The organism is Rhodococcus sp. As11 (genome assembly GCF_048957735.1).
GTDB lineage: Bacteria > Actinomycetota > Actinomycetes > Mycobacteriales > Mycobacteriaceae > Rhodococcus > Rhodococcus gordoniae.
In genome coordinates, this window is record NZ_JARDJE010000023.1 from 50,720 (window position 1) to 65,942 (window position 15,223).

Annotated in this window: 14 protein-coding genes; 9 read left to right on the forward strand and 5 right to left on the reverse strand. The window is 68.9% G+C overall.

The genetic code is table 11. The features are described from left to right. Window positions 1-71: 71 nt before the first annotated feature. Both PV766_RS21025 and PV766_RS21030 read right to left on the reverse strand, forming a co-directional pair. Window positions 72-1,115 carry a DoxX family protein gene (locus tag PV766_RS21025; protein WP_207213489.1) on the reverse strand — a complete coding sequence of 348 codons (1,044 nt, stop codon included), beginning with the start codon at window positions 1,113-1,115 and terminating at the stop codon, window positions 72-74. A gap of 166 nt (window positions 1,116-1,281) precedes the next feature. Continuing rightward, window positions 1,282-2,976, reverse strand: coding sequence for an alkaline phosphatase D family protein (locus PV766_RS21030; protein ID WP_421097794.1), 1,695 nt, complete (start codon window positions 2,974-2,976; stop codon window positions 1,282-1,284). Between the two features lie 200 nt (window positions 2,977-3,176). Here PV766_RS21030 and PV766_RS21035 point away from each other — a divergent pair, with 200 nt between their 5' ends. Continuing rightward, window positions 3,177-3,431, forward strand: coding sequence for a hypothetical protein (locus tag PV766_RS21035; RefSeq protein ID WP_016934933.1), 255 nt, complete (start codon window positions 3,177-3,179; stop codon window positions 3,429-3,431). Between the two features lie 53 nt (window positions 3,432-3,484). On the opposite strand, the gene PV766_RS21040 is transcribed toward PV766_RS21035, so the two are convergent. Together PV766_RS21040 and PV766_RS21045 are read right to left on the reverse strand one after the other, a co-directional pair. Then, window positions 3,485-3,889, reverse strand: coding sequence for a hypothetical protein (locus tag PV766_RS21040; RefSeq protein WP_421097795.1), 405 nt, complete (start codon window positions 3,887-3,889; stop codon window positions 3,485-3,487). Further along, window positions 3,873-4,562, reverse strand: a complete 690-nt coding sequence (locus tag PV766_RS21045) for an MBL fold metallo-hydrolase (protein WP_016934935.1) — start codon at window positions 4,560-4,562, stop codon at window positions 3,873-3,875. Before PV766_RS21045 ends, PV766_RS21040 begins: the two co-directional genes overlap by 17 nt. A gap of 150 nt (window positions 4,563-4,712) precedes the next feature. On the opposite strand from PV766_RS21045, the gene uvrA reads away from it, so the two are divergent. Further along, a complete protein-coding gene (gene uvrA / locus PV766_RS21050) occupies window positions 4,713-7,733 on the forward strand; it encodes an excinuclease ABC subunit UvrA (protein WP_421097796.1) in 3,021 nt (1,006 codons plus the stop codon). Between the two features lie 81 nt (window positions 7,734-7,814). Here the strand turns inward: uvrA and PV766_RS21055 are convergent, their stop codons facing one another. Beyond that, the gene (locus PV766_RS21055) at window positions 7,815-8,180 is read right to left on the reverse strand and encodes a DUF1844 domain-containing protein (protein WP_026003566.1); all 366 of its coding nucleotides are present in this window, start codon (window positions 8,178-8,180) and stop codon (window positions 7,815-7,817) included. A gap of 318 nt (window positions 8,181-8,498) precedes the next feature. Here PV766_RS21055 and infC point away from each other — a divergent pair, with 318 nt between their 5' ends. From infC to PV766_RS21090, 7 genes are all read left to right on the forward strand, one after another. Further along, window positions 8,499-9,212: a translation initiation factor IF-3 gene (infC, locus tag PV766_RS21060; RefSeq protein ID WP_084421781.1), complete on the forward strand. Its 714-nt coding sequence runs from the start codon at window positions 8,499-8,501 to the stop codon at window positions 9,210-9,212. 71 nt (window positions 9,213-9,283) lie between these two features. Further along, entirely contained in the window at window positions 9,284-9,478 is a 195-nt protein-coding gene (gene rpmI / locus PV766_RS21065; protein ID WP_016935462.1) for a 50S ribosomal protein L35, read from the forward strand. Between the two features lie 65 nt (window positions 9,479-9,543). Then, window positions 9,544-9,924, forward strand: coding sequence for a 50S ribosomal protein L20 (rplT, locus tag PV766_RS21070; RefSeq protein ID WP_006553977.1), 381 nt, complete (start codon window positions 9,544-9,546; stop codon window positions 9,922-9,924). Window positions 9,925-9,962: 38 nt separating this feature from the next. Then, window positions 9,963-10,775 (forward strand): TrmH family RNA methyltransferase, encoded by an 813-nt coding sequence (locus PV766_RS21075; protein ID WP_016935461.1) that lies wholly within the window; start codon window positions 9,963-9,965, stop codon window positions 10,773-10,775. 85 nt (window positions 10,776-10,860) lie between these two features. After that, entirely contained in the window at window positions 10,861-11,931 is a 1,071-nt protein-coding gene (gene pheS, locus PV766_RS21080; protein WP_064064223.1) for a phenylalanine--tRNA ligase subunit alpha, read from the forward strand. Between the two features lie 55 nt (window positions 11,932-11,986). Beyond that, window positions 11,987-14,473 carry a phenylalanine--tRNA ligase subunit beta gene (pheT, locus tag PV766_RS21085; protein WP_421097797.1) on the forward strand — a complete coding sequence of 829 codons (2,487 nt, stop codon included), beginning with the start codon at window positions 11,987-11,989 and terminating at the stop codon, window positions 14,471-14,473. Window positions 14,474-14,679: 206 nt separating this feature from the next. Continuing rightward, window positions 14,680-15,183 carry a PspA/IM30 family protein gene (locus tag PV766_RS21090; RefSeq protein ID WP_064064221.1) on the forward strand — a complete coding sequence of 168 codons (504 nt, stop codon included), beginning with the start codon at window positions 14,680-14,682 and terminating at the stop codon, window positions 15,181-15,183. The last annotated feature ends 40 nt before the right edge of the window (window positions 15,184-15,223 follow it).

Below are 15,223 nucleotides of genomic sequence, written 5' to 3' on the forward strand. Positions count from 1 at the left end.
GGGCGCGGGCCCCCCCGGGGGGGGGGGGCGCCCCCCCCCCCCCCCCCCCCCCACTGCTGTGCCGTACTCGATTACTTCTTCTTCTCGATGTTCTTCTCGAGCGCCCTGATGTTCTTCGCCAGCTTCTTCTCCGCCTTCGTGCCCTGCTTGCGCGCAGCCTCGGCACGCAAGCGCGCCTTCTCCGCGGCGACGTGCGCCCGGGCGTTGAGGATCGCGGACTGTTCCTCGGCGAGCTTCGCCCACTCCGAGCTGCGATCGACCGTCGTGTCCCACAGCTTCGAGCCGCGCTTGCGGGCGGCGTCGGCGATCTCGGGGGTACGCTCCCGCGCAAGCTCGAGCAGCTCGGTGCCGCGTTCACGGGCGCCTTCGGCGAGTTCGGGAGCGCGTTCGCGGGCCACACCGAGGATCTCGGCGCTGCGATCGCGCGCCCGCTCGGTCAGCACCGGACCGCGGTCGCGGGCGACCTCGAGCAGTCCGCTGCCGCGTTCGCGCGCCACCTCCGCGATTTCCGGCCCACGCTCCTTGGCGATCTCCAGGAGATGGCCACCTTGCTCGCCGGCCTCCTCTGTCAGTGCCTTCACCCGTTCGGCGACCGTGTGCAGCGCCTCCGCCGTGTGCCCGTCCGAGGAGTGGCCCGGCAGGGCGGCGGCCACCGACTTCTGCGCGGCTCGCGCGGCACGGCGGCCTCGCCAGCCGAGCGACGGCTTGCCCTCGGTGTCGACGGCCGCGATGAGCAGTCCGCCCATCAGGCTCACGTTCTTGATGAGCTGAGTGCGCTGCTGGGCGCGGGCCTCCGGGTTCTCGGCGTTCCAGAAGTCGTGGCCCGCAACGGTGGTCGGCACGAGGCTGCCGATCAGGGCGAGAGCGGACAGACGCGGTGCCTTGCCGAGGGCGAACAGGGTGCCGGCGCCGATCTGGACGGCGGCGTTGATCTGTACGAGAGTCTCGGGATTGCTGGGGAGCCGGTCGGTGATCGATGCCGGCAGCGCGTTCACAGCCTGATCGAGCCCGGGCTGCGCAGCCCCTGCCTTCGGCTCGGGCTTCCGCAGGGCGTCGATGCCCCCTGCGATGAAGATGGACGCGAGCATGGGCCGCGCGATTCTCCGGACGAGCATGTGGTTCCTCCCGTGGTCGGCTGTGTTTCCAAACCTTGACACAGGTACCCCGGGAGTCACGGGAATATGCGCGAAGCAGGGACGAAGGGCACCGGCCGATATTTCGGATGGTACGGAAAGCATTGAATAACGGAATTCCTCACCGGTGGGATGCCGTTCTCACGTCTCACTTCGACAGCCGGCCCGCCGCGCCTGCCGGCGAGATCCGGGGCGGCCGATCCTCGGAGGTCAACAGCAACTCCGCGACCTTCTCGAACAGATGCGTACCTGCTGCGGTGTCGATGCTTCGCTCGACGGTCAGATGTGCGACGCGACCGTGCGTCCGGAGCGTGGCGATCTGGTTTCCGAAAGTCGGACCCGACACCCTCGACCACGAGAACGACGCGACGGGAACGGCCGTCACGCGACCCAGCAGTAGCCGCACGACATGCTCCGCCGTGCGGCTCCATGCAGCGCGGAAGGCGACCCGGACGGCTGCGGGGACATGGTTGTGCAACGGTGAACAGGTCAGCTGGTAGACCGCACCGGCGGTCGGTGTCCCGAACCGGACACGGGCGGCATACGCATGGTGCACGTCGCCCGAGAGGACACAGATCGTCGCGGGCGCACGACCGGACGTCCCGGCGCGCCGTCCGGCGGCGACGTCCCGCAGCAGGCGTCCGAGTCGCTCGAAAGAGTCGCGGAAGGCCGACCAGTGTTCGAGGTCCGCAGCACGACGAAGTTTCTCGGCCCAGCGAGCCCAGTGGTCACCTCGCACACCGGACGCGAGTTTCTCGTCCCACGCCTCGAGGTCGTGCATCGCGCGGGGGAGCAGCCACGGCAGCGACGTGCCGACCAGCAGATGGTCGTAGTCGCCGTCGGTCTGCTGCTCGATCCAGTCGAACTCCGGATCGGACACCATGTCCCGCCGCTCGGGCGCGAGCACCCGCCCGCACCGCGAGTCGATCACCAGCAGACGCACCGACCCGAAATCACGGCGGTAGGACCACCGCGCACCCGGAGCCCCGTCCGCTTCTTCGTCGGCACCGGATGCGAAGGCGCGCAGAATGGGCTCGGCGTCACCGGTACAGTTCCGCACCCGCCCGTAGAGCGGCTCCTCGTCCAGCTCGTCGGGGGAGAGGTTCCCGAGATGCTGATGGATCCAGTACGACGCGAGTGCCCCGACGATGCGTTCCTCCCACCACGCGGACGATTCCATTTCCCTGCGCCACGAGTAGGAGGTGTTCCAGTCGTCGTGCACGTCGTGGTCGTCGAAGATCATCGACGTCGGCACGTTCGACAACAGCCACCGGACGTCGTCTTCGGACCACGACCGGTGGTACAGCCAGGTGTACTCCTCGAAGTCGCGTACCTGCGCCCCAGGTGGTTCCGACAGATCGTGCCGCTCACCGACCCGCTGCTTCATCTCCTGTGACAACTCGTCGGCGTACACCTGATCGCCGAGCAGCAAGAGGGCATCGGGCCATTCGTCGGTGGGCAGAGAACGCATGCGCTGCGCGTACGCGACGAGCGCGTCCTTCCCCAGGACGGCCGTCGGTTCCGCGCTCTCCGACGCCACGCGGCACGAACCGAAGGCGAGCACGAAGGTGTCGGTGTCGTCCCCCGAGGTCCGGATCGAGGGGGGCGCGTCACCGGCCGGCGGCCACACGAGGTGTCCGTCCACCCGCACCTCGTAGGGCGTCTCCGATCCGGGTTCGAGCTCTCGGACGACGACGAGCGCGTAGTGATGGCCCGCGACGGTCCACGTACGCTCCGCACTGCCGAGCACCTCGACCGTGCAGGGTGCGGACGTCTCCACCCAGATCGTGGCGTCCGTGTCGCCGATGTGCCGGAGTACCGGCCCGAGTACGAGATTCGCCACGGTGTCAGCGCCTTCGTGCTCGAGCGAGCGAGCTCGTCATGGGTTTCGAGCGTACTCGCAGCGCTCCTGTCCAGGATGGTTCCGGCGAACTTCGATACCGGTTCGCCCTCCGGGATGCCGCGACGGGGAGCACCCTGGAACGGACGCACCCGAATCGACCCGCGCGGGTCGGTGCCGCGTAGTGGAAAGGGGGACCGGACATGACCGACGCAGAGGAGCCGACCCGCTGGGACACGCTCGACGACGAAGAGAAACGACAGGCACGGGAGAAGGCCGAGGAGATCGACCGGATGTACGAGCCGGGGGTTCGGCCGACCACGGTCGTGCCGGGGACGAACGGGATGGTCTCGGGAACGGCCTTCGCAGACATGGCCGACGAACACCCGGGCAGGACCGAGGAGGTCGAGGCGGAGAACGGTGCATCGGCTCCGGGTACGGAACGCGCACGCGAGTGAATTGCCTCAATGACCGGTACGCATGCTCCTGGGTGACCGTAGCGTCCATCGCTTCACTCGGATTCCTCCACCAGCAGGAATCCGGAGGTGGTCACCACATGTGATTCGCCCGAATCGGCTCCCGTACGACTGGAACTTCCGACGAACAAACAACCGCGCATCGGCTCGATCGAGAAGCCTCCGTACATACCGGGGATCGGGTACCGCAGGATGCCGGTCGGGATCTCCGACAGGATCTCGGTACTGGGATGGCGCAATCCCCTTGACGATTCAGGCCGGATGCGTGCCTCGATCGAGCGGGCCGGCTGCTCGTCGAGCAGTGTTGTCTTGTCTCGGTCGAGGCGGTTGCACACCTCCGGGCTCAGGGCGGCTTCGACCCCCCGTGCCAGACGGCGTCGGCTGGGGTGTCCGTCATCGGAGAGTTCCTGTATGCAGAACAGATCACCAGCCGCGCTCACGCCACTCTCCGAGATGCGGACGCTCGGCTCCGAGGGTCGAGTCCTTGCCGTGCCCGGGATAGAAGATCGTCTCGTCGTCGAACCGGTCGAAGATCTTCGCCTCGACGTCGCCGAGCAGAGAGCGGAATGCATCGTCGTCCGGGGTCTTGCCGACCCCGCCGGGGAACAGGGAGTCGCCGGTGAAGATGTGCGCGCGGCCCGTGCCCTGTTCCGTGAGGACCAGTGCGACCGACCCCGGGGTGTGTCCTGAGAGGTGGATCACCTCGAGATTCAGCTCACCGATCTGCACGGTGTCGCCCTCGGTCAGGATCCGCTCGGGCGTCACCGGCAGGGGAGCGGCATCGAGCTCGTGCGCCGCCGTCGGCACACCGGTCGCCGCGGCCACCCGCTCGAGGCCCTGCCAGTGATCCCAGTGCTGGTGGGTGGTGACGATCAGCTCGAGTTCCGGTGCGTTGTCGCGGAGGAACTGCACGAGTCGTTCGGGTTCGTTTGCGGCATCGATGAACACGGACTTGCCGGTCGTGTCGTCGGTGACGAGATAGGTGTTGTTGTTCATCTCGCCGACGGCGAGTTTGACGATGCTCGCTCCGGGAATCCTTCGGCGTTGCGCGGGTCCGCCGGGAGTGACGTCGCCGGTGTAGGTGTCCTCGATGATCACGGGCTGCTGCGTCATGCAGTCAACCTACCTTCGCGTGCGCGCGCATGAGCACCGGACGCGTGGTTCGTCGACGGGGCGTGGTTCTTCGGCACGGAAACGTGTCGGTACCCGCGCCTACCATGGCTGAGGGCCGAACTGCGGCCTTGTCTACAGGAAGGATGTGGCGTGGCAGACCGCCTGATCGTGCGAGGAGCCAGGGAACACAACCTGCGTGGTGTCGACCTGGATCTGCCGCGCGACAGTCTGATCGTGTTCACCGGACTGTCGGGTTCGGGCAAGTCGAGCCTCGCGTTCGACACCATCTTCGCCGAGGGGCAACGGCGCTATGTCGAGTCTCTGTCGGCCTATGCCCGTCAGTTCCTCGGGCAGATGGACAAGCCGGACGTCGATTTCATCGAGGGTCTTTCGCCCGCGGTGTCGATCGACCAGAAGTCCACCAACCGCAACCCGCGGTCCACCGTCGGCACCATCACCGAGGTCTACGACTACCTGCGTCTGCTCTACGCCCGCGCCGGAACCCCGCACTGTCCGGTGTGCGGTGAGCAGATCTCCCGGCAGACGCCGCAGCAGATCGTCGACCAGGTGCTCGAGATGGAGCCCGGTGCCCGCTTCCAGGTCCTCGCGCCCGTCGTGCGTACCCGCAAGGGCGAGTTCGTCGACCTGTTCGAGCAGCTCACCATCCAGGGTTACTCCCGCGTGCGTGTCGACGGGGTGGTCCACACCCTGTCCGATCCGCCGAAGCTCAAGAAGCAGGAGAAGCACGACATCGAGGTCGTCGTCGACCGCCTCGCCGTCAAGCCCAGCGCGCAGCAGCGCCTCACCGACTCCATCGAGACCGCGCTCCGGCTCGCCGAAGGGGTCGTCGTGCTCGACTTCGTCGATCGCGAGGAGGACGCACCCGACCGCGAACGCCGGTTCTCCGAGACGCTCGCGTGCCCCAACTCGCACCCGCTGTCCATCGACGAACTCGAACCACGGTCGTTCTCGTTCAACTCGCCGTACGGTGCGTGCCCCGAGTGCGCCGGCCTGGGCGTGCGCAAGGAGGTCGACCCCGATCTCGTCGTTCCCGACCCGGATCTGAGCCTGGCCGACGGCGCGATCGCCCCGTGGTCGATGGGCCAGAGCGCCGAGTACTTCGGCCGGTTGCTGTCCGGTCTGGCCGATGCGCTCGGATTCGACATCGACACCCCGTGGCGGAAGCTGCCCGCCAAGGTGCGCAAGGCCGTGCTGGAAGGCAGCACCGAGCAGGTGCACGTGCGATACAAGAACCGCTACGGCCGCGTCCGCTCGTACTACGCCGAATTCGAAGGCGTCATGCCGTTCCTGCACCGCCGCCTCGAACAATCCGAATCCGACCAGGCCAAGGAACGCTACGAAGGCTATATGCGGGAGATCCCGTGTCCGGCCTGCGCCGGTGCGCGGTTGCGCCCCGAGATCCTGGCCGTGACGGTCAGCGCGGGCGACTTCGGCGCGATGTCCATCGCCGAGGTGAGCGATTTGTCGATCGCCGAGTGCGCGCGCTTCCTCGACGGTCTCGTCCTGGGCACGCGGGAGGCAGCCATCGCCGGGCAGGTCCTCAAGGAGATCCAGGCCCGGCTCGGCTTCCTGCTCGACGTCGGACTCGACTACCTCACCCTGTCGCGCGCGGCGGGCACCCTCTCCGGCGGTGAAGCGCAACGTATCCGTCTCGCCACCCAGATCGGCTCCGGTCTCGTCGGCGTGCTGTACGTGCTCGACGAGCCGTCCATCGGTCTGCACCAGCGCGACAACCGTCGCCTCATCGACACCCTCACCCGGCTGCGCGATCTCGGCAACACTCTCATCGTCGTCGAACACGACGAGGACACCGTCCGCGCCTCCGACTGGGTCGTCGACATCGGCCCCCGCGCGGGTGAGCACGGTGGCAAGGTCGTGCACAGCGGCACCTACAAGGAGCTGCTCGACAATCCCGACTCGCTCACCGGGGCCTATCTGTCCGGGCGTGAGGAGATCGAGATTCCGGCGGTTCGCCGGCCCGTCGACAAGGGGCGGCAGGTCACCGTCGTCGGTGCCCGCGAGAACAACCTGCGCGAGATCGACGTGTCGTTCCCGCTCGGCGTGCTCACCTGCATCACCGGTGTCTCCGGCTCCGGGAAGTCGACGCTCGTCAACGACATCCTCGCCACCGTGATGGCCAACAAGCTCAACGGCGCGCGACAGGTGCCGGGACGGCACACCCGCATCAACGGACTCGACCAGCTCGACAAGCTCGTCCAGGTCGACCAGTCGCCGATCGGCCGCACGCCGCGTTCCAACCCGGCTACCTACACAGGGGTGTTCGACAAGATCCGTACCCTGTTCGCGTCCACCACCGAGGCGAAGGTGCGCGGCTACCAGCCGGGCCGGTTCTCCTTCAACGTCAAGGGCGGCCGGTGCGAGGCGTGCTCGGGCGACGGCACGTTGAAGATCGAGATGAACTTCCTGCCCGACGTGTACGTGCCGTGCGAGGTGTGCCACGGCGCCCGCTACAACCGCGAGACGCTCGAGGTGCACTACAAGGGCAAGACCATCGCCGAGGTGCTCGACATGTCGATCGAGGAGGCCGCCGAGTTCTTCCAGCCGGTCACCTCCATCCACCGCTACCTCAATACGCTGGTGGAGGTCGGTCTCGGCTACGTCCGCCTCGGCCAGCCGGCGACGACCCTGTCCGGTGGTGAGGCGCAGCGCGTCAAGCTCGCCGCCGAACTGCAGAAGCGCTCCAACGGGCGTACCGCCTACATCCTCGACGAGCCCACCACGGGCCTGCACTTCGAGGACATCCGCAAACTGCTCGGGGTCATCAACGGTCTGGTCGACAAGGGCAACAGCGTGATCGTCATCGAGCACAACCTCGACGTCATCAAGACCGCCGACTGGATCATCGACATGGGTCCGGAGGGCGGCTCCGGGGGCGGCACGGTGGTTGCGCAGGGCACCCCGGACGAGGTCGTCACGGTGGAGGCGAGCTACACCGGACGCTTCCTTGCGGAGATCCTCGACGGCCGGGCCGCCGCGCCCACTCGCGCTCCGGCACGCAAGCGCGCCGCGAAGGCGAAGACCACCGCGACGAAGACTGCCGGGACGAAGACTGCCGGGACGAAGACTGCCGGGACGAAGACGACCGCAAAGGCCAAGACCACCACGAAGAAGGTGGCTGCCGCGAGCTGACGACCCGATCCGCCCGCCGCGACGGCGGGCGGATCCGGTCGTGGGAGTCGGAAGTGGGGTCGGAACCGGTGCCGCGTCGGATCAGTAGACCGGGCCGGTGTACTTCTCGCCCGGGCCCTTGCCCGGTTCGTCGGGCACCGCGGATGCCTCGCGGAAGGCGCGCTGCAGTGCCTGCAGTCCTTCGCGCAGCGGGCCGGCGTGCGGACCGAGATATTCCACCGACGAGGTGATCAGTCCGGCGAGGGCCGTGATCACGCGGCGAGCCTCGTCGAGGTCACGTCGTGCGCTGCTGTCCGGATCCTCGTCGGCGAGACCGAGCTTCTCGGCAGCCGAACTCATCAGCATCACGGCTGCGCGGCTGATCACCTCGACGGCCGGAATGTCGGCGAGCTCGCGCACATCCTGTGCCGCAGCATCCTGATCGGGGGTCTCGGGAGCGTCCGTCATAGCGATGAGCATAGGGTCGCTTCGCTCGTCGCCGATGGCGCGGGTGGGGCGCGGATTCCCCGATTCGTCGCCGACGTGCATTTTTGTTAGACTGGACCGCACGACCGCCCGCGGTGATCCTCCGTGGGCAGCAAAGTGGAGTCCGACTCCCACCTCTGGCGGCACATCGATGCAGCTCAGGGGTCCGGTCCCCCGGGTGCGCATGCCCCGGATGTCCGCCCTTCATCGGGCGGTGCGGATCACGCAGCGCGAGCTGGGTGCCGTCGACCGGTCGGTATCGGACCCCGTGTGGAGCCTCGGCACCACAGCGGGGTCTTCTTGTCGAGGAGTAGGGCCACGTGCTGCGGTGCGGTCAGACCGACCACACCGCTCTACCTAGGAGGCCCCATCAGCGCTGAGACCCGCATCAACGAACGCATCCGAGTTCCCGAGGTCCGACTCGTCGGACCCGGCGGTGAACAGGTCGGAATCGTGCGTGTTGAAGATGCCCTCCGCCTGGCAATCGAAGCCGACCTCGACCTCGTCGAGGTGGCACCCGACGCCCGGCCGCCGGTCTGCAAGATCATGGACTACGGCAAGTTCAAGTACGAAGCCGCGCAGAAGGCGCGCGAATCGCGCAAGAACCAGCAGCAGACCGTGATCAAGGAGCAGAAGCTCCGCCCGAAGATCGACGACCACGACTACGAGACCAAGAAGCGCAACGTCGTGCGCTTCCTCGAAGCCGGTTCGAAGGTCAAGGTCACCATCATGTTTCGTGGCCGCGAGCAGTCGCGCCCCGAACTCGGATTCCGGTTGCTGCAGCGCCTCGGCGCCGATGTCGCCGAGCTCGGCTTCATCGAGACCAGTCCGAAGCAGGACGGCCGGAACATGACCATGGTGCTGGCCCCGCACAAGGGTGCGAAGACCCGCGCGAAGGCTCAGGAAGCCGCGCAGGCCGCACCGGCGCAGGCCGCTCCGCGCCCGGCAGCCTCCGCCGCCCCGTCCACGGAGGCCGCGCCGGCTCCCGAGACGGGCGACGCCCCGAGCAACTAGCCCGCTCAGGCAGCACATCCGGTGCTGTCCGTGAGCACCGATGTACGCACACGACAAGAACTGAGGACTCCATGCCCAAGTCGAAGACCCACAGCGGCACCGCGAAGCGATTCAAGGTGTCCGGTAGCGGAAAGGTCCTGCGCCAGAAGGCGGGTCGCCGCCACCTGCTCGAGCACAAGTCCTCGCGGGTGACGCGTCGTCTCGACGGCAAGGCCGTCGTCTCCGACGCCGACACCCCGCGCGTCAAGCGCATGCTCGGGCTCTGAGCCTCTCCGACCGATCCACCCGGGGACGGACATCTCGTCCCCCGAACTCTGACAGGACATAACCAGTGGCACGCGTGAAGAGGGCCGTCAACGCCCAGAAGAAGCGTCGTTCGATTCTCGAGGCCTCGAAGGGCTACCGCGGACAGCGCTCGCGCCTGTACCGCAAGGCCAAGGAGCAGCAGCTCCACTCGCTGACCTACGCATACCGCGACCGTCGCGCCCGCAAGGGAGATTTCCGCAAGCTGTGGATCAGCCGCATCAACGCTGCTGCCCGCGCCAACGACATCACCTACAACCGCTTCATCCAGGGCCTCAAGGCCGCCGGTGTCGAGGTCGACCGCAAGATTCTCGCCGAGCTCGCCGTCTCCGACGCCGAGGCCTTCGCCGGTCTCGTCGCCGTCGCCAAGGCTGCACTGCCGGCCGACGTCAACGCTCCGGCTGCCTGAGTGCTGCCCTGAGCAACGACAATCTCCAGGAACGGCCCGTGGACACGCTCACCGAGCGCACCCCACGGGTCGTTTCTGCTGTGAAACTGCTCCGGACCGCCGAGCGTCGCAAGACCGGTCGGTTCCTCGCCGAGGGTGAGAACTCCGTCACCGAAGCGCTCGCCGCCGCACGGGTGCACGAGTTGTTCGTCACCGAGGCCGCCGCCGGTCGCTACGGCCGACTCGTCGACGACGCGCGCGGTCGCGGTGTGCGCGTGGGGATCGTCACCGAACGCGCCGCCGCCCGGCTGTCCGACACCGTGACCCCACCCGGTCTCGTCGCCGTGTGCGACACCCTCGACGTGCCGCTCGCCGAAGCGGTGACGTCCCGGTCGCGGCTGCTCGCCGTGCCGGTCGCCGTCGCCGAGCCCGGCAACGCCGGCACCCTCATTCGCGTGTCCGACGCGGTCGGCGCCGACGCCGTGGTGCTCGCCGGCGACAGCGTCGACCCGCACAACGGCAAGTGCGTGCGCTCCTCGGCCGGCAGCATCTTTCACCTGCCGGTCGCCCGCGAACGCGACACCGACCGGGTCCTGGCCGCCCTCACCGACGCCGGCGTGCAGATCCTTGCGACCGCCGCCGACGGCGAGATCGACCTCGACGACGCCGACGACCTGCTCGCCGCCCCCACTGCGTGGCTGTTCGGCAACGAGGCCCACGGACTCGACCCGCAGGTCGCCGCCCGCGCCGACCATCGCGTCCGAATCCCCATTCGCGGACGCGCCGAATCGCTCAACCTCGCCACCGCCGCCTCGATCTGCCTGTATGCGAGCGCGCGGGTGCAACATCGGGCCGCTCGGCCCATCACATAGGATTTCCTCCGGTGCGCCGCGGACTCCGGCCCGCACCGCGCCTGGAGAGATCACCCGTTCGTCCGAAGAAGGAGATGCACCGGTCGTGGCCAAGAAAGAGGGCGGCACCCCGCCGGCAGTCGATCCGAGCGCTCTGACCGAGGACGCGCTCACCGCCGCCGAGAAGTCCGCGATCGACGCATTCGCCGCTGCGACCGACCTCGACGCACTCGCCCAGGCGAAGATCGACCACCTCGGCGACAAGGCGCCCCTCTCCCTCGCGAAGCGTGCCCTGGGCTCGCTGCCCGGCAACGAACGCGCCGACGCCGGCAAGCGGGTCAACGCGCACCGCACGGCGGTGCAGGCCGCCTTCGACGACCGCAAGGCGGCGTTGCAGGCCGAACGTGATGCCGCGGTCCTCGTCGCCGAGGCCGTCGACGTCACCCTGCCCGCGACCCGCAGCGCGCTCGGCGCCCGGCACCCGATCTCGATCATCTCCGACGAGATCGCCGACGTCTTCGTCGCGATGGGCTGGGAGGTCGCCGAAGGCCCCGAGGTCGAGACCGAGCACTTCAACTTCGACGCCCTGAACTTCCTGCCCGACCATCCGGCACGCACGATGCAGGACACCTTCCACATCGCCCCGGAAGGTTCGCGGCAGGTGCTGCGCACCCACACCTCGCCCGTGCAGGTCCGCACCATGCTGCACCGCGACATCCCGATCTACGTCGTGTGCCCGGGCCGTACCTTCCGCACCGACGAACTCGATGCCACCCATACGCCGGTCTTCTCGCAGGTCGAAGGTCTCGCGGTGGACAAGGGTCTGACCATGGCGCATCTGCGCGGCACCCTCGACGCGTTCGCGCGGGCACTGTTCGGGCCGGAGACCCGCACCCGGATGCGACCGAACTACTTCCCGTTCACCGAACCGTCCGCCGAGGTCGACGTGTGGTTCCCGAACAAGAAGGGCGGTGCCGGCTGGGTCGAATGGGGCGGCTGCGGCATGGTCAACCCCAACGTGCTCCGGGCCTCGGGCATCGATCCCGACGTCTACACCGGGTTCGCCTTCGGTATGGGTCTCGAACGCACCCTGCAGTTCCGCAACGGCATCCCCGACATGCGCGACATCGTCGAGGGCGACGTCCGCTTCACCCTGCCGTTCGGTGTGCAGGGCTGAGAGCCCTCTCCCCACCCCGACTCCACCGACGACCGAACGAAAGAGCTGAGCACAAGTGCGAGTAGCGCAGTCCTGGCTGACCGAGATCCTGCAGCGCGCCACCCCGGAGTGGGACGTCACCGCCGAGGAACTCGACGCGGGATTCGTCCGGGTCGGGCTCGAGGTCGAGGACGTCGAGACCCTTGCCCGCATCGACAACCTCGTCGTCGGGCGGGTCGCGGAGATCACCGAGCTCACCGAGTTCAAGAAGCCCATCCGCTTCTGCAAGGTCGACGTCGGCGAGGACGAACCGCGTGGCATCGTGTGCGGCGCCCGTAACTTCGCCGAGGGCGACCTCGTCGTCGCGGCGCTGCCCGGCGCCGTGCTCCCGGGCGACTTCGTCATCGCCTCCCGCAAGACCTACGGCCACATCTCCGACGGCATGATCTGCTCGCTGTCCGAACTGGGCATCGGCAAGGACCACTCCGGCATCCTCGTGCTCGAACCGGGCAGTGCCGAACCCGGCACCGACGCCAACGACCTGCTCGGCCTCGGCGACACCCTCATCGAACTCAACATCACCCCCGACCGCGGTTACTGCTTCTCCGTCCGCGGGCTCACTCGCGAACTCGCGTGCGGCTTCGACCTCGAGTTCGCCGATCCGGCGAGTGTGCCGGCGCTGCCGTCCGACGGCGGGGAGGCCTACCCGATCCGGCTCGAGGCCGAGACGAACGCGACCCGGTTCGCCGCGCGCCGCGTCACCGGCATCGACCCGAAGGCCGTGAGCCCCTGGTGGATGCAGCGTCGCCTGCACACCGCCGGTGTCCGCCCGATCTCGCCCGCGGTCGACGTGACCAACTACGTCATGCTCGAGCTCGGCCAGCCGCTGCACGCCTTCGACGCCGCGACCTTGCGGGGTGAGCTGGTCGTGCGGCGTGCCCGGGCAGGGGAGAAACTCACCACCCTCGACGGTGTCGAGCGCGACCTCGATCCCGAGGACGTCGTCATCACCGACGACTCCGGGGTGATCTCCCTCGCCGGCATCATGGGCGGCTCCACCACCGAGGTGAGCGACTCGACCACCGACGTGTTGCTCGAGGCCGCCACCTGGGATCCGCTCGCCGTCTTCCGCGGCAACCGCCGGCACAAGCTCAGCAGCGAGGCCGGCAAGCGCTTCGAGCGCACCGTCGACCCGGCCGTGGCCCGTGCCGCGCTCGACCGGGCCGCGAGCCTGCTCGTCGAGATCGCCGGTGGCCGGGTCGAGCCGACCCTCACCGACATCGTCGTGCCCACCGAGAGCCCGACGATCCGCATGGACATCGACCTGCCCGACCGTATGGCCGGGGTGAGTTATCCGAACGGCACCGCCGCCCGCCGCCTCACGCAGATCGGCTGCACCGTCGAGGTCGGCGTCGGCGAGGACGGCCACGGCCAGCTCGTGGTTACCCCGCCGACCTGGCGTCCCGACCTGCGTCAGCCCGCCGACCTGGTCGAGGAGGTGCTGCGTTTGGAGGGACTCGAGCAGATCCCGTCGGTGCTGCCCAGCGCCCCGGCCGGGCGCGGCCTGACGGCCCCGCAGAAGCGTCGCCGCTCCGTCTCCCGCGCCCTGGCCTACGACGGCTACGTCGAGGTCCTCGCCCCCGTCTTCCTGCCCGCCGGTGTGTTCGACATCTGGGGACTGGACGCCGACGATCCGCGACGCGTGACCACGAAGGTCCTCAACCCGCTCGAGGCCGACCGCCCCGAACTGGCGACCACCCTGCTGCCGGGGCTGCTCGAGATCCTCGGGCGCAACGTCTCCCGCGGGCAGCGGGATCTGTCGCTGTACGCGATCGCCCAGGTCGTCCGGCCCACCCCGGAGACCACGCCGGTGCAGGCCCTGCCGGTGGACCGTCGCCCCAGCGACGACGAGATCGCGCTGCTCGAAGGGTCGTTGCCGGCGCAGCCCGTCCACGTCGGTGGTGTGCTCGCCGGTCTGCGCGAACCGGCCGGACCGTGGGGGCCGGGCCGGGCCGCCGATGCCTTCGACGCCTTCGCCGCCGCGGAGAGCGTGGCACGCGCCGCGGGGGTGCGCCTCGAGCGCCGCGCCGCACAGTACCTGCCGTGGCATCCCGGCCGCTGCGCCGAACTGCTCGTCGACGGTGTGGTCGTCGGTCATGCCGGAGAATTGCATCCGGCCGTGATCGAGCGTGCCGGGCTGCCGGCTCGCACCTGCGCCTTCGAGCTCGATCTCGATGCCCTGCCGATCGTGGAATCTCTTCCCGCCCCGCTCGTCTCGCCGTTCCCGGCGGTCCTGCAGGACGTCGCGGTCGTCGTCGATGCGAGCGTGCCGGCCGCCGATGTCGAGAGCGCGTTGCGCTCCGGTGGCGGCGACCTGCTCGAGGACATCCGCCTGTTCGACGTGTACGAGGGCGCCCAGCTGGGGGAGAACCGCAAGTCGCTCGCGTTCGCGCTGCGCTTCCGTGCCGCAGACCGCACCCTCACCGAGGACGAGGCCAGCGCCGCCCGCGAGGCGGCCGTCGCCGCCGCGGCCACCGCGGTCGGCGCGCAACTACGCGCCTGAGGGGACGCGCGTGTCCCCGCCCGGCAGCCACACGTCGGGCGGGACCGTGGCGACCGTGCGACCCGCCCGGTCGAGGACGTGTCCGGCGAGCGTGTGGATTCGCGGCACGAGGACACGATCGCGCACCGTCGGATCGGGGCCCGCGCGAGCAGGCAGGCTCGCGCCGAACAGGACGCAGCGGGAGCCGGGCGACGTAGCCTGGATGCATGAGCAAGGATGAAGACGGCCGGGTGCCGTCCCCGGAGGAGCCCGACAGGCCGGAGCAGCCCGTCCCCGACGTGACTCCGGCCGGTCCGGAGACGCCGACGGTGCCGGATGTGCCGCCGGGCCCGGACATCCCGGACGTGCCGCCGATCGACCCGGAACCGAGCCCCGATCCCGACGTGACCCCGCGCGATGCGGCGACGCCGCACGATGTGCAGGTCCACGACGCCGAGATCGTCGCCCCGGGGAAGGTCGACGCGGGAGTCGTCGGCACCGGTGTCCGTGCTCCGACGATCGAGGAGATCACCGGCTACACCGCGGACGGGGTGCCGACCTTCGAGTCGGTGCGTGAGAAGATCGAGCAGCGCTCGGCGACCGCGCTCGGCGCCGAGGAACTGGCTCGTGCGACCGGGGCGGGTCGCACGCTCGACGAGCAGTACGAGGATCGTAGGGCGGCCGCCGCCGACCGTCTCGCCGAGATCCGGCGGTCACTGCGGTCGGAGTGAATTCCCCCCGAACGGGACACCCGGTATGAAACGATTTGCA

Bases quoted from the DNA above. Each gene is read 5' to 3' on its own strand.
- PV766_RS21025 (WP_207213489.1), bottom strand. From the start codon at position 1,115: ATGCTCGTCCGGAGAATCGCGCGGCCCATGCTCGCGTCCATCTTCATC.
- PV766_RS21035 (WP_016934933.1), top strand. From the start codon at position 3,177: ATGACCGACGCAGAGGAGCCGACCCGCTGGGACACGCTCGACGACGAA.
- PV766_RS21045 (WP_016934935.1), bottom strand. From the start codon at position 4,562: ATGACGCAGCAGCCCGTGATCATCGAGGACACCTACACCGGCGACGTC.
- PV766_RS21055 (WP_026003566.1), bottom strand. From the start codon at position 8,180: ATGACGGACGCTCCCGAGACCCCCGATCAGGATGCTGCGGCACAGGAT.
- rpmI (WP_016935462.1), top strand. From the start codon at position 9,284: ATGCCCAAGTCGAAGACCCACAGCGGCACCGCGAAGCGATTCAAGGTG.
- PV766_RS21090 (WP_064064221.1), top strand. From the start codon at position 14,680: ATGAGCAAGGATGAAGACGGCCGGGTGCCGTCCCCGGAGGAGCCCGAC.